General features: G+C 54.8%; 9 protein-coding genes and 1 pseudogene. 1 reads left to right on the forward strand and 9 read right to left on the reverse strand.

The window, feature by feature from the left end; genetic code table 11:
- The first annotated feature begins 469 nt into the window (after positions 1–469).
- Positions 470–1,870 carry a glycosyl hydrolase family 28-related protein gene (locus ACX5I4_RS17025; RefSeq protein ID WP_461837677.1) on the forward strand — a complete coding sequence of 467 codons (1,401 nt, stop codon included), beginning with the start codon at positions 470–472 and terminating at the stop codon, positions 1,868–1,870.
- 1,641 nt (positions 1,871–3,511) lie between these two features.
- Here the strand turns inward: ACX5I4_RS17025 and ACX5I4_RS17030 are convergent.
- The 9 genes and pseudogenes from ACX5I4_RS17030 to ACX5I4_RS17070 all read right to left on the reverse strand — a co-directional run bounded on the left by ACX5I4_RS17030 (position 3,512) and on the right by ACX5I4_RS17070 (position 14,639).
- On the reverse strand, positions 3,512–4,894 hold the full coding sequence (locus ACX5I4_RS17030) for an O-antigen polymerase (RefSeq protein WP_461837678.1): 1,383 nt from the start codon (positions 4,892–4,894) through the stop codon (positions 3,512–3,514).
- Complete coding sequence (locus tag ACX5I4_RS17035; RefSeq protein WP_461838761.1) at positions 4,882–5,655, reverse strand: glycosyltransferase family 4 protein; 774 nt, start codon at positions 5,653–5,655, stop codon at positions 4,882–4,884. Before ACX5I4_RS17035 ends, ACX5I4_RS17030 begins: the two co-directional genes overlap by 13 nt.
- A gap of 295 nt (positions 5,656–5,950) precedes the next feature.
- Positions 5,951–6,562 carry an acyltransferase gene (locus ACX5I4_RS17040; protein ID WP_461837679.1) on the reverse strand — a complete coding sequence of 204 codons (612 nt, stop codon included), beginning with the start codon at positions 6,560–6,562 and terminating at the stop codon, positions 5,951–5,953.
- Positions 6,555–8,891, reverse strand: coding sequence for a glycosyltransferase (locus ACX5I4_RS17045; protein WP_461837680.1), 2,337 nt, complete (start codon positions 8,889–8,891; stop codon positions 6,555–6,557). The genes ACX5I4_RS17040 and ACX5I4_RS17045 overlap by 8 nt, the downstream gene beginning before the upstream one ends.
- On the reverse strand, positions 8,891–9,541 hold the full coding sequence (locus tag ACX5I4_RS17050) for a sugar transferase (RefSeq protein WP_461837681.1): 651 nt from the start codon (positions 9,539–9,541) through the stop codon (positions 8,891–8,893). Before ACX5I4_RS17050 ends, ACX5I4_RS17045 begins: the two co-directional genes overlap by 1 nt.
- Positions 9,538–10,688, reverse strand: a pseudogene (locus tag ACX5I4_RS17055) (DegT/DnrJ/EryC1/StrS family aminotransferase). Before ACX5I4_RS17055 ends, ACX5I4_RS17050 begins: the two are co-directional and overlap by 4 nt.
- Complete coding sequence (locus ACX5I4_RS17060) at positions 10,685–12,535, reverse strand: polysaccharide biosynthesis protein (protein ID WP_461837682.1); 1,851 nt, start codon at positions 12,533–12,535, stop codon at positions 10,685–10,687. The pseudogene ACX5I4_RS17055 and the gene ACX5I4_RS17060 overlap by 4 nt, the downstream one beginning before the upstream one ends.
- A gap of 63 nt (positions 12,536–12,598) precedes the next feature.
- A complete protein-coding gene (locus ACX5I4_RS17065) occupies positions 12,599–13,240 on the reverse strand; it encodes an arsenate reductase/protein-tyrosine-phosphatase family protein (protein WP_461837683.1) in 642 nt (213 codons plus the stop codon).
- Positions 13,227–14,639 (reverse strand): tyrosine-protein kinase domain-containing protein, encoded by a 1,413-nt coding sequence (locus ACX5I4_RS17070; protein WP_461837684.1) that lies wholly within the window; start codon positions 14,637–14,639, stop codon positions 13,227–13,229. The genes ACX5I4_RS17065 and ACX5I4_RS17070 overlap by 14 nt, the downstream gene beginning before the upstream one ends.
- Between the last annotated feature and the right edge of the window lie 186 nt (positions 14,640–14,825).

Consider the following 14,825-nt stretch of genomic DNA (forward strand, 5'->3'; position numbering starts at 1 on the left):
TGGCAGCTCGCGAAAGGCCTCTCGGGACCAAGCCGCGCCCTTACCGGTGCCCGTTCCTCCTGGCAGCGAACCGACTGACATAATCGTCCCCTGGGCCTGTCCAACAAAGTCGCAGAAGAGATGCGTGGTCAGCGAGCCCCCGCTGAACCAGGCCCGGCTATTGCGTTCCCGAGGCGCCGACCTCCGCCCCGAGGTCCAGAGTCCTTACCGAACGCGTACCACACGCAGACCGGCGAGTGGTGACGCAAGAGAAAACGCGTAGTTCTTACTGTCGTGGATGCTGTTACGGCCGACTAGCGTTTGCAATTGATGAACTATCCAGCCGGAGGACGAGTCACCAATTGGTCGGCCTGCCCCTAATGATGCAATAAGAATTGCAGGTCGAAATAGTTTTTCAGTATTGCTGGACGCCAATCCGAAATATTCGTTACTCATGCAGGTCCAGCAAAATCTAGATCAAAGTCGGACCGTGAACGAGGTGGCAGTTGTGTCTATCGGCAGCGAGAAGCCAGACGCGTCCAAAGCGTTGGAACAAACCGCAGTCAGACGACGCTACATTTTGAGACTCGGCACCCTAGCCACGGCAACTTCCGGCGTTGCTGCGCTTTCCGTTTTCGGAAGCGGCGCCAAGCAGGGCACCGACGCCCCCATGACTTCCGGACTATTTCCGGTGGAGCCACTTGTGGCGGCAGCCGATATAACTTCCAACTTTGTCAGCAAGGGTTCTCTACTCCTCAACGTAAGAGATTATGGCGCCAAGGGCGATGGCGTGACTGACGATTTTGACGCCATTTCAGCGGCGCTCGCTGCAGCAACAGGAAAAGCGCTTTACTTCCCATCCGGCTTATATCTTGTCCAATCCCCTAGGCGTCTGGTCCTAACAGGAAACTCCACAAGCATCGTAGGTGACTTTTCCGGATTAGCGTCGGCTATCCGTTTCACTAACCCAACAGGCGGCCTAGATATCGGAGATGGCAATACAAACGTTTACGAGAATCGGCTTATTAATATCGCGATCCACGGTGCAAATTCAGCAACGACACTGGTCCGACTTAGGAATGTCTACGAAGCCTACTTTAATAACACGCGCATCGAAGCCACAGCTTCCACAAGTGGTGCGACACTTGTGGAATTAGATTCCTGCGGCCAACTTGATGCAGATCGTCTAACGTTATCAGGCGCGCCAATTGGCGTAAAAATTTCGGGTAGCGTAGCGCCAATCATCAACATGAGGCTCGCAAACTTCTATCTACTCACCGAGTGCATAGTTATATCGGCGCCCTTCTTGGGCCGCCTCGCTCTGAACAATTCCTGGGTGGAGACATGCACGAATGTCATTACTTTGAATAGACCGGCAGGTTCTATAAGTGTCGGCGAAATTATCGTAAGAGATGTCAGAGCATTCACATCAGGCGTCGAATTTCGGTTAATGAAGGCTGCCGCTTTCGCTGGGGTCAATTCGCAGAGAGTCTCTTTCGAGGGCTGCTACGTCGACGCTCAAAACGCAACGACGCCCTTAGTTGATTTCACAGCCGTAGACAACTCATCCGCGACATTTCGAGTATCCGTGAACCGGTGCATCATTTTGCTGGGCGGAATTGCCCCGCTTATCAAACCCCACCCCCGCCAGGCCTGGTTTCTGTTCCTCACGGATGTTGACCGCATTACCGGTCTCCCCGTTTCGAGATGGTCTGCCCCGGCCGCATCCGTGGGCGGCACTTGGCCCGTTCCTCCACGGCTGTCTGGCAACGGCACACCCGAGGGGACGGTAGCGGCTCCCATCGGAAGTACATTCGTCCGGATCGACGGCACACCCGGTGGAACGTTTTACGTTAAGGAATCAGGGGGAACGGGACGACTGGGTGGGTGAGCAAGTAGGGCGGCGTCTCGCGTCGGATCGGTGCTCCGCGAATACCGATGCAGGGGCGACCTAGTCCATCAAATCGATCTGATCAAATTCGACTTGTTATCCAGTGAACTCCTCATCCCCGCGAAGGAACTCGAAACCTGAGTTGGTGAGGTTGTCGACGTCGGCGAGCCTGGATGGCTAGCGGTCGAATTATCCAAAGCGTATTAAGAATTCGCGTAGATATTGCTCGCCCGAGTTTGCTCAGTCAGGCTATTGGCTAATGAGGCGTATGGCCAAGTCGCGCGTATTCCTGCGTCGAGCTCATAACCACCCTTGCACAAATAACCGTTTTTCGGAGAACGCAAATATCAATACCGCGGCTTGGCAATCGGACGTTGCTTTGAGGAGTGTCGTGGCTGAAACACGGCATCGATCCGCGGAGCGGCTCCGTAGTAACGATGGCGGAGAACACTCGTGGACCATAGGCCTGTACCAGCCATAACTATGACTCTCGCGATACAGCAACCGACCACCCCAAATACTGCAGAGCCCAATGTGTAAGCAACTATTGACAACACACCTGTTATTCCAGAGATCTTGCTTGCCTCTTCAAGCCATCCTGCTCCGACCATGCCGCGAGTGGAGACAACTAGAACCGCATATCCCAGCTCAGAAAGAGCCAAGATCGTCAAAAGTAGAGGAGCTTGCCGAAATGCCTCTCCGAAAAAGGGAACGATGGTTAGCCAAGCCACACTGACCCCGGCAGCCGCGACGACCGCGCTAACCCCCAATGCAGCACGCTGGAGACGTAGTGATGCCTTCCACCCCAGACCGGAGGCCGCGTGGTGAGTCGCTATTTGCGCTAGGGCCGTTGGAGCCAGCCTGATTCCCTCGGCGATTGTTGCTGCCAGAGCGTACACAGCAAGAACAGACGGTGCGACGAAAAAACCAAGAACCAAGCGATCAGACCTAGTCAAGAGCGCCATGCCGAGCGGAAACCCCATGGATGCGGCCCCCCTCCGCATCAGTCTACGGCGACCATTCGGGGATATGGAGCCCACAAAAGCCATGGTTCCAACGTGCCGCAGGCGGGCTAGGGCAGCCACGCAAACTGCAAAAGTTCCAACGCCCTGCCCAGCCATCATCATCGGTGCGGTTGCGTCGAATGCGCCGACGACTAGTACCGCAACAAGGCCAGCTGCCGCGGCAATGGCTGCCCAGGCCGAACCTGTCCGAAACCGCGCAGCCGCGAAAAACGCTTCGGTGATTTGGAGGAGAAGGATCTGGGACGCAGTCGCTATCCCTGTGCTGAGAAGCATCACGACTTCGGAAATTCTGGGTTCCACTGTAGCGCCAAAAAAGACAGAGGCGCCGGCCGAGACGACAAATCCAATGACGACTGTCCAAAGAGTCAAGCTCCCATACGCGACGGCCAATGTGCGTCTGGCTCTTCGGGGGGCCGTCGACCATTCGCCGCGCAAAACGTTGCCGATTCCGCCGGAACAAACGACGCTGACAATCGCGGCGATTGTCAGTCCAAGCACCATGATGCCGCGTTCATTAGCCGGAAGCAGTTTTGTGGCCAACAACGCCGCTGCTGCATTTGCGGCGATTTGGACCGCCGCCCCCGACATGAGCGGTCCAATGGACTTAAGCAGTCTGTTAAGCAACGGGAACTGGTTCCGTCATTACAGCCTTTTTTGCAGATATCGATGCCAGGAAGATGAATACTAGGCCGATGAGCATTTGAACAGGGACTGGCGCAAAGGAGTTTCGCACTTGGATCATCAGTGGAAGCAGGATGACAACCGTTAGTGCGCCGCCAAGGGGCCTGCTGGGCATTCCGTCAAGCAGAGAGATGATAAACCCCATCAGCGTCATCATGACGACAAGAAACACAGGTCCGCCGTTCCTCATCGCCTCAGCAACTGGAGATCCCCCTATTGGCCCGACGAGTTGGAGTACCTCGACGTTGAAGAGTCGCGAATCGCTCGTCGCCGGGATTGTGCCCCCGAGGAATAGCGATTCAAACTGTCGAAGCAGGGGTGCAACGAGAGTTTGTCCATGCTGGTATCCAATACCTCTGCCCAGCCACTCCTGTACCACTACGACCGGATAGAGCGTGTAACCCATTTCCGCCATACCATCGATTGGCGAAGCACTCGTCCACGCCCCGTTCAAGAGCCCAGCGAGCCCAGCCTGTCGGGTTTGGCGCAGGACGCTGATCGCCATGAGTCCAAAGGCGGTGACTGCCACAAAGACCCAAGACCTTATCGGGCGTTGCCTACCTTCGCAAACAATCATTACCAATACGGGGAAGAGGACTGCTCCCCTAAGGCCGATAGGCAGCGCAATAACCGCGAACCCAACGATGGCCCACCATCCGATTCGTCGATAGCGACCACCCGCACAAACCATAAAGCCAGCACCAAGCCCTAGCAGAGCAACACCGTACCCCAATGATCCACTATCGCCCACGGATTCCAACACTTTGCCATAACCGGATCCGATCAGTGAAAGGCCCCCATTAGTAGCAAAAACAAATGTCACCAGGCCTGCGCCGATCACAAGTGCCACGGCGCCTGCGAAGCCAATGTTGGGCTCTCTATTGCGCGTTGGGAATCTCACTGGCCGCGAAGAATGTCCGATTTCCCACAGACCTGCGCCCAAGACCAACGCAGTAAAAGCAAGGCATACGGCCGAAACAGCAGGAAGCATATTCGAACTGTAAACCCAGGTATTATCCCCCTGTCCAAGGAGCACGGATGGCCCGAGGAGCCAAAGTGAGATCACCAATCCGGCATGAAACAGACCAAAAACAATGAGATAGATGGTGAGGGCGCCAGTAATCCCTCGGCGCTTCCGCCATGTGGCCAGCAATGCCCCTGCCCATGCAACAACCAGGGCAACTGCCATATCGGCAATCGTGCCACGCTCGACTTGGGAGATGTAGGCCAATGAAGCGATCGTACAGACAAAGCCCAGCACCCATCGAACTGGGCTCAGATTTGCCCTGGAGACCGCAATTTCGTTCAGAACGACCAAAGCTCCTTCCACCGCCTTACGCTCTCGTCGAGCGAATACGGCGATGTCAGAAAAGCCTCCCTCAACAGCCTTCTGTGTGATTCACCCGCATCGACGGCGTCAACAACGGCTGACGCCCAAACACTTGGAGGGGCGCCCAGTCGAACAGTGGAGACCCCCGCGCAAGACGCCTGAATTTCGCGCAACCCTGGTAGATCGCTGGTCACCACCGGCACTCCGCTCGCCAACGCTTCAAGAACGACAGTCGGGAGACCCTCGCGCAGCGATGTCAATATAAGGACAGCAGACTCACGGAGTAGCTCATGAACGTCATTTCGGTCACCAAGGATGTGAACCGTCGACGGTATTTCTGAGGCCAAGTCGTCGGTGTCATTAGAACCTACAATCGACATGGTTCCGGGAAACCCTCGTGCATCCAACTCTTTCCAAATCGGTATTAACAGCGCTCGATTCTTCTCTGGGGATGCTCGTCCTACATAAAGCACTTTGGTGGCAAAACTTGTAGCCTGATCGTGGGGATAAAATTTGGACGTGTCGACCCCATTTGGGACGACAAGTAGTTTACGACCGAGCAATCGGTACAGAAATGAACTCGGGCCGACAGCGAAAGACAAGGTCGACTGTGTGACACCAACAATATGAGTCGCCGATATGGCCAGCATCAAACGGCTAATCGACCTGTAGATACTCCTGGCCAGCCCATCACCGTGATCATCACCGTCGCTGTGCATCCGCGCCAAACGAATCTTCACTCCATGCATCTGAGCAACGGCCAACAACCAGCCGCTAGCCAAGGACACATGCGAAACGGCTGCTGTCGGACCATAGTCGGCCAGAGACCTAGCTAGCCGGGAAAAAAGGTTCGATAAGGTCGCAGACCCAGCGCCACGACAACTGCGCCAGCGTTTTCAAAATCCTGGCTCAAGGCTCCGACGCGGCCTGATAGACAAAAGAAGACCTGCCGGAAGTCCGAGGAAGGGATCTTTCGGCACAAGTCCAACGCCACCATTTCAGCGCCGCCCCTGTCCAAACTACCGATGAAATGAACCACCGTTTTCACAGCAATCCCCCCTGAACCTTGCCTACCCCAGAGATCTTCCGCGCTGGAACCCCGCCAAACGTCTCACCTGTTGGGATGGACTTGGTTACGACCGCGCCTGCTGCCACCGTTGCCCCTGTGCCTATTTGGACACCTGCTAATACCACGGAGTTTGCCCCGATCCAAACATCCGGACCGATCGCTATCGGCGACGCGGTGAATTTCATCTGGCGGAGTTCCACCGAATGATCATGATTACCGTCACGAATGGATACTCGCTCGGCGACTTTCGATCCGGACCCAATTTTGATGCTCTGCCTCGCCACAATACTGGAGTAGGGGCCAACAAAGTCAGCGTCGATCATTAGCGAAGAACCGATCCCGGCCGTAATCGTGACACCATGAGAAATATGACACCCATCAATTACCAGGGAAGCACCAAGCCCAACGGAAATATCACATCGCGGACCAACAAAGGACCGACGAATGACCAAACCAGGGTATTTAGCGCGCAAGAGCGCAATACGTTGGAGAGACGCAGCCTTCTTAACGACAAAACTGATCGCACGTAGGATACGAGGAAGAGACACGCTGTCCATTCCCAAGGAGCTTGTGGCCTTATCAGTCATTGTCAACGATCCGTAAGAATTTTAGAAAATCACCGTTAAGAAGGTCATGACGATAGAAAGAAGCCGTCGCAAAATTTCGTGAAGCTATTTCGTGGAGCTCGTTATCTGGAAGTTTCATCATCTCGCCAATTTTTTTAACTAAACTCTCGACATCGCCCTTCCCGACGATCCATCTTGGGTCGACTAATTCCGGAACTCCTCCGACGTCGCTCCCGATAACGGGACGTGATCGGGCCATTGCTTCAAGAACAACACGGGGCAGCCCTTCGGTTCGAGAAGGGTGCAAAAGGATATCCAAACAATCCATGAATTCATTGAGGTCCTGACGGCTATGAATCGCGTCAACGAACGTCACATGTTCTTGGACATCCAATTCCGTCGCCAGAAGGCGGAGAGATGCCTGTTCTACGCCTTTGCCCACGAGAGTTAGATCGGCATCAAGACCATCTTTCCGAAGCTCAGACAGAGCTCGTATCGCTAAGTCATGTCCCTTGTAGTCTCGTTCCTGGCTCCCTACGGCGCCTAGCCGCCATTTGAACTCAGACGATCGCGAATAGTGTGCGGAAAAGTCACGTTCGACAAGCCTGACGTCACTAATGGCAATGCGCACCGCGCTCTCTTGGAGCGGATAACGCTCCTGGAGATAATTCTGCGTAACGAAACGACCGGCCTCCGCCTGTCCAACGCACCATCGCATTAGTAGGCCAACGGGGCCGGCAAGTCGTCGTAGCACAGCCGTATTGCTGGCCAGTAGCACCTCACGCGGATCTCCAACGACCTCGACGAAAACTCGTCGCCCCATAAATCGAGCAAAGACGACGGCCATGAAGCCAATCGCGCCCGGTAGCCGAGCGATTACTCTGCGCGAACTAGAAATGGCACGGAAGACAGCAATTGCGGTCTTCGGTAAGGACCTGACGAATCCCCTGAATCCCACATAGTAAGGTAAGGGATAGATTGGAATTCCCTCAAGTGATCTTTCTGCCGAGTTGCGGGCAGTGTTGACGCGGCCCGCGAGTCGGAATTGTCGGATATTTTGCACGTACGGATCCCAAAGATTTGCTGAGCTAGCTTCGTCTATGGCTGCAATGTATCCATTTAGATCTCGGCCGAATCTGGATTCGCAGAAGTATGTCGCCCAACGGTCCTCTTTGGCGCCCCGGCCCGGATCCACTTCGGCAACCAAATCTCCTACCACGTCAGCAACACGTGATGCTAGGGTCGTGCAGTCAAATCTCTGGACCATGAACTCCCTGGTGCCCCCGGAACGAAGCGGCAACGACCCATCGGTGAAGGCAGCGTTAGCCTGGCACAGTGCATCGAAGAGTTCTTGTTCGTCGCCCCTAGCGAAGATCCACCCTGTCTCATCAGTCACGGTCTCGGGCAGGCCACCCGCATCGCTCACTATACTCGGGATCCCGCAGGCTCCCGCTTCCAGCGCGGCACCGTGATTTTCCGAGATTGAAGGACTGACGCTTACGTCGGCCGACCAGTACATTGATTGCACGTCCTGCACTGTGTCAACCCAAATGATGTCATTGCCGGCGACGTCAATGGTCTGCAGGAGCCGCTTGCGATGAATCTCACCTTCTTCATCAAATCCTGCACCAACCAGTAAGAGGGTCGAATCGGGCGAGACGTCGTGAAACCTGGACCACGCAGCCAGCAGTGTTTCGTGTCCTTTTATTCCCAGACCAGGATGCACAAGGCTTTTGGGGGCATACACGTATGCAACCATGATGACAACAAAATGATGAGGAGGGATGCCTAGTTTCCCACGACATTCAGAGCGCTCAACTGCAGAACCCACGATGAACTTCTTCGTATCAACGCCGTAAGGAATTGTTCTGAGCTCAGCCTCGGACACACCCAGCTCCCGGTAGAGATCACTAGTGTGAGTGCTTCCCCCGATGACTACAGTGTCAGCTTTTACCAAGAATCTCTCAAGAAACCGAATAAGAGAGGACTCAAGGTAAAGCGGACCGGCGACCATGTGAACCTTTGGAACCTTGAGCCACAGAGTTGCTATGCGAACGGCCAGGGCAGACGCGTAGAGGTGGTACAGCACGGCAGCCGGCGCTATCTCTCTAATTTTCCTGCGCAACCTCGCCAGACCCCAGAGAGTTCGCAACGAGGGCCTGAACGAAAAATTGAACTCGGAGTCGACCAGATCCACTTGCATAGTCTCTAGCGCGGACCGGAGTCTTCCTCGACCCCCCGGCAAGATAACCGTGACTCCAAAACCGCGTTCGAGCAGGGCCGTAATATGGGGGATTATCCACATTCCACCCTGACTCGTCTTCAAGACTATGAGGATTCGCGGCGACATTAATGGCCCTCTGATTGATGATGGACCGGCGGCACGGGTTTTGCACTACCAGAAACCGTAAAGGGAGCAACTGAGTCGCCGTTCCTATCAGTGATGCCCTCCCTGCGCAGTACCGTCACCACCGTTCTAGCGAGGACCGTCACGTCTACCCAAAAACTCCTCGAATCCACGTAGCGGACGTCCAGTTCAAATTTTTGACTCCAAGATAGATGGTTCCGTCCGCGTACTTGGGCCAGGCCAGTGATGCCTGGCCTGACTTCGTGACGCCTCATCTGCACGTCGTCGTAGAGTGGCAGGTAAGAGACTAGCAGCGGTCTTGGTCCTACGAAGCTCATCTCACCCTTGAGGACATTAAAGAGCGTTGGAAGTTCATCCAAGCTCGTGGCCCTGAGAAACTTTCCGAAGGAATCAAGTCTATCGTCGTCTGTTTCCCTTTCGCGGTTTGTATCCGGTGTCCGCATGCTTCTGAACTTCAACACGGTGAAGATCTCACCATGGAGACCTGGCCGTTCTTGCCTGAACAATACTGGCCTGCCCAAGCAGCGCAACACCATCAAGGCGACCACTACCTGCAGCGGGAGTGTCCCAACGCACAGGAAAAAGGCGCCGACAAGATCTAGCAGCCGTTTGACTGAGTCATAGCCCTTCATGACGCTCGAGCCCGGGACTTGCTAGTTTCGAGGAACCGCGACACCACCTCGCCGATCTTTTCCAGTTGCGAACTAGACAGCACAGATCCGCTAGGAAGCGTCAGACCTGACAGATACAATCTCTCCGAAACTCCACTCAGCTCTGATTCACAAGACGAATAGACCGGCTGTAGGTGCATAGGCTTCCATAAGGGCCTACTTTCGACATTTTCGTCTGCCAAAGCAGATCGAAGTTGTTCGGCTGTCCACCCTGCACATTCTGAGTCAACGACAATGGACGTCAACCAGCAATTGTCCTCCTGATCATCTTGACCACCCAAGATAGAGACGCCCGGAACTTCGCGAAACAGACTCCGGTAGAACTCACGAACGTCGCGGCGTTTCGCCATCATCCCATCCAGGCGAGCGAGCTGAGCGCGCCCCAACGCCGCCAGGAGATTACTGAGACGATAGTTGTAGCCGATATCCACGTGTTCGTAGTGCGCAACCGGGAGACGAGCCTGAGTAGCGAGGTATCGAACTTTTTCTGCAAGTTCATCATTTGACGTCATTAGCGCCCCCCGCCCGAGGTGGTCATGATCTTGTTACCGTTGAAGGAAAATACTGCTGCATCCCCCCACGCGCCCGTGGGAACACCTGAATGAGAAGCTCCCAAAGACTCAGCCGCATCGGCAATAACGGGCATTTCATAATCTTCCGCGATGCGCGCAATGGACGAGTAGTCCGCTGCACGCCCAAAGAGATCGACGGGAACAATCGCGGTCGGTTTGCGTCCCTCGGCTGTCAGCCGTTGCGCTGCCAACGACAGCAGCGCTGGGTCCATGTTCCCTGTTTCATCACTGTCAATGAAGAACGGCGTCGCGCCGGTGTAGACAATTGCGTTGGCGGTGGCTGCAAAAGTCATTGAGGACGTTAGGACAATGTCACCTGGACCGATACCGTGACCAATCAAAGCCAGATGGAGTGCAGCAGTACCGGAGCTGAGTACTACAGCATGTTTCGTTCCAATTCTCCCCGAAAGTTCTTCCTCAAACGAATCCACGTCCGGGCCCAGAGGGGCAATCCACCCGGAGCGGAATGCCGCAAGCAAGTAATCCTCTTCAAGAGTGCCAACGTCAGGAGAAGAAAGGTATATCCGAGCATTCACTGACTTACCTCGATTGCGTTCTCAATTTGAACAACTGTTGACTCGTCGGACTCGGCTCGAACCATCCTGCGCAACCATTCCTCTATGTCCAGCTTTTCCGGAACCAACGGAGGCACCTGAGTGTGAGTAATTTGGGGATGCAACGGTCGCGAATCGGTTTCCTCATGCGCAATAAGATCCTCATGCAACTTCTCGCCGGTTCGTAGACCTGTGAATACGATCTCGATATCCCTGCCCGAGCGATCGATCATCCGCTCCGCGACATCGAGAATCCTTACCGGATCTCCCATGTCTAGGATTAGCACTTCTCCTCCACTGCCAATGTATCCGGCCTGGATGACCAGCTGGCAAGCTTCAGGAATCGTCATGAAATACCGCGTAACGTCAGGGTGTGTCACCGTCAACGGGCCACCGCCTTCGATCTGCGCCATGAAAGTTGGAAGCATAGAGCCTCGGCTCCCTAACACGTTGCCGAAACGCACTGACAAATACGTATGATTCGAAGTATCTGCAGCCCATGCCGTTAGTCTCTCGGCAACTCGTTTGGAATGCCCCAGAACGCTCGTAGGATCGGCAGCCTTATCGGTGGAAATGTTGATAAAAGTCTCGACTCCAGCGTCCAACGCGGCATTCAAGACATTGAGAGTGCCCAAGACGTTCGTCTGCCATGCCTCACTGGGATACTGCTCCAACATCGGAAGATGCTTCAAGGCCGCCGCATGGAATACAACGTCGGGCCGTCGGGCCGTAAATATGGCCTGAAGTGCATCTTGATCGCGGATGTCGGCCAGAACGACGTCATCGGTATCCAAGAGACCGCTCCCCATGATGCTCATCTGAACGCCATGCAGACCCGACTCGTCGCGATCCAACATGATCACTTCCTCGGGAGCGAAGCGAATCAGCTGTCGACATAGTTCTGAACCGATAGAACCTCCAGCCCCCGTCACGAGGACCCTCCGCCCGGAAATGTAGCCACCCACGTCTTCAATCTTGGTGTCCACGGGGTGGCGACCGATTAGATCCTCAATAGCTACCGCTCTTAGGTCCGTTAGCTGCACCTTCTTTTCCAAAATCTCCGTGAGCACCGGCAACACCAGAAGTCTGAGTCCGGCCGCATCCGCTCGATCCGAAACGCCGCGTATGAATTCTGCATCTGCCTTTCCGATGCATAGAACGACGACTTGAGCACCGGTGGAATTGGCTATCGAAATCAGGTCAGCACCAGTGCCTCGGACCGGAATATTGTACAAATGGAGATTCTGCTTGCGCGGGTCATCGTCGATAACGCCAACAGGACGATAGGGGGATTGTGGATCTCGGATCATCCGTTTCACAAGACCTTCTCCGAGGAAACCGGCACCGTACACCAATGCGTTCTCTGCCTGATCATCGGGGCGGACTCCACGCTCGTAAATAGTGCGGCGGTAATACCGAGTGCCACCCATCATGACGAAGGCGAACGGTAATGCAATGAAAGAGGTACTTCGCGGGATCCCTGTCTTGTACTGCATCAGCAGACTAACCACAACCAAGACGAAAGTGACGATGACGACGACGGCCATGAGGGACTTTGCTTCGTGAAATGTTCCGTACGTATAGCGACCTCGATACAAATGGCCTATAAACCCAAAGACGCCTTGCAGTAGAATCGCCAAACTGGAAAATGCCAGGACCCATGGCCAGCGCACGACAGTCGGATCGAAATCGAGTCTAAGTAGCACCGCGAGAGAAATTGCACAAATCCAGCTGGCAGCATCAAGCAAATATGTCCAACCATGGCTTGCCGTCCACGTCAAGGCTCGTGGTCCAACTCTCCGCAGGCCGGTAAGACTTCGACTGCTCATATCCCCCCCTAATAAAAAAATACCTAGTTCACCTACAAAGCAGAAATCTCTCGGGTTAATTCCTTACCACAAGCTGTCAATCTGCTTGCAGCTTTGTTCAAAATTAACTAAAATCTCTACCGCCGGGGCAATCTGCCGCAACATCAAGCTATGTGTCTCGTCACTTTGGCGATAGGGATCGACAACGTCATCGTCATTCTCGGATCCAGCCAATGTCCGAAATCGCACAGCAGCAGCGCGGGGTATGAGAGACTCCCACCTCGTGCGGGCTTCAAGTCCCGGCTCCGAACCGAGCCCAGCCTTCGCCGCCCTAGCACCGGTATCCGCGTCGTACCGGACGAATTCCACCATTCGGCCAAACTCTCTCAGCGTGAAGGTTCGGCGTAGCACAGACGGTGCTAGCTCCAGAATTCTTGACCGATGACCGCGAGAGAGCGCCAGCACCAAGTCAGCCTGCTCTAGCAGCTCGGGAGTCAATTGCCGAGCTGCGAAATTCGACGAGCTGCCTCCCATTACTCTCGTTAACCCTTCGATCTGGGGCGTCATCGGTCGCCCTACCAACGCCTGGGTTCCGGCGCTAGACACGCTAAATGCACCCTCGTTCGCTCGATCCAAACCGGCTTGAAGTATGCGTTCCGTCAATGGTGAGCGGCAAATATTTCCGGTACACACGACGAGGAGGTTGAACCTACTAGCGCTGCCCATGTGACCGGGCACGTTTCGAACGCAAGGACTTGCTCTTCGCCCGCCTCATAGGGGGAGTCGTTCCTGGGGAATCAGGTCGGTATTCTGAATAGCCATAGCCGCCAGCCACAATCGGCATGCGATTCAGTACTAGCCCTAGAACACGAGCGTTGACGGCCGCGACGCTCGCAAGCGCCGCGTTTAGTTCGGCTTTGCGCGTCCTGCCGTCTGCACTCACCACTAGCAACACGCCGCTGGATATGGACCCGAGAACCGCAGGGTCTGTCACAGGCAAGAGTGGCGGAGCGTCAATGATGACGACTTCGTATTCTGTTTCAAAGCGCGCCATCAGCTTTTCCATGCGCGATGAACCAAGCAATTCACTCGGATTGGGCGCGAACTTGCCCGATGTCAGAACATCCATTTGCCCGCCAGGCCCCCAGGGCTGAATGGCATCTGCTAGTTCCACCGTATTCGTGAGCACGCTAGTTAGGCCCACAGTGCCATCGATCCCAAGGTACGTGGCAATCTTGGGGCGGCGAAGATCAGCGTCGACTAGAAGTACCTTTGTCCCACTCTCGGCGAGCATTATGGCCAAATTTACAGATGTTGAGCTCTTCCCTTCACCTGGGATGGAAGATGTAACTACCACGCTCTGGGACCCGCCCGAAAGGTTCGTGAAATGCAGATGCGTTCTAAGTTGCCTAAAACTTTCGGCCCGAGGGCTGTACGGGTCATCTTGCGTTACTAGTGGATGGTTCTGGGCTTCCGGATAATGGCCAAGAGTCCCGAGAATGCCGGAATCTGTGATCTTCCGAATGTCGTCCTGGGTCCGCAAACGGGTGTCAAGTGCATTCCGGGTTAGAGCGAATCCCACGCCAAGGATCAGGCCGGCCATGAGACCGGCGACGGAGTTCACGGGCAGCTTGGGCGACGCAGGAGCCGAAGGTACAGAAGCTGATTCAAAAACGCTCAGCTTCACTAGCGACACATCTTCGACTTCATTGACGGCTCTGATCAATTCGGTTGCAACTGCGTTAGCTATTTTTGCCGCAAGAGCTGGATCCCCGCTAGTAGCCTTAACATCAATGAGTACAGTCTGCGGTGGAGATGAGGCAAAGACCTTGCCACTCAGTTGTCCGTCACTTAATCCCAGGGACTGACTCGCTGCGTGAAGAACTCTTGGACTCGTCGCGAGAGAAATGTAAGAGATAACTCTCTTCTCGGCGAAACTATTTCCCTGAGTAACATCAACAGCGCTCCCCGCGGCCTTTACTGATGCAAAAAGCTGCGTTTGTGCCTCATACTGAGGAGCCATAAGCATGGCAGACGACAGTCCCGCCCCGCCGCCGAGCAAAGTCAGGATGAGTATTGAAACCCAACGGCTGCGAAAGACACGAACATAGTCTTGTAGCTGCATTTGGTCCCCATTGTTTCTCAGTATATTAGCGTGTTTCTCAGTATATTACTGCACACGATTACGAGCTCTACGCGCAACTTCCAATCGGAAGTCGTGGGCTAGGCCTTGAGAAGTATACATGACGATACGTCCATTTGAACTAAACTTCAAAACCCGCTCGATCCCCGACTATCTCGCCACCGTGGT

This window comes from Arthrobacter sp. MMS24-S77, assembly GCF_054888235.1.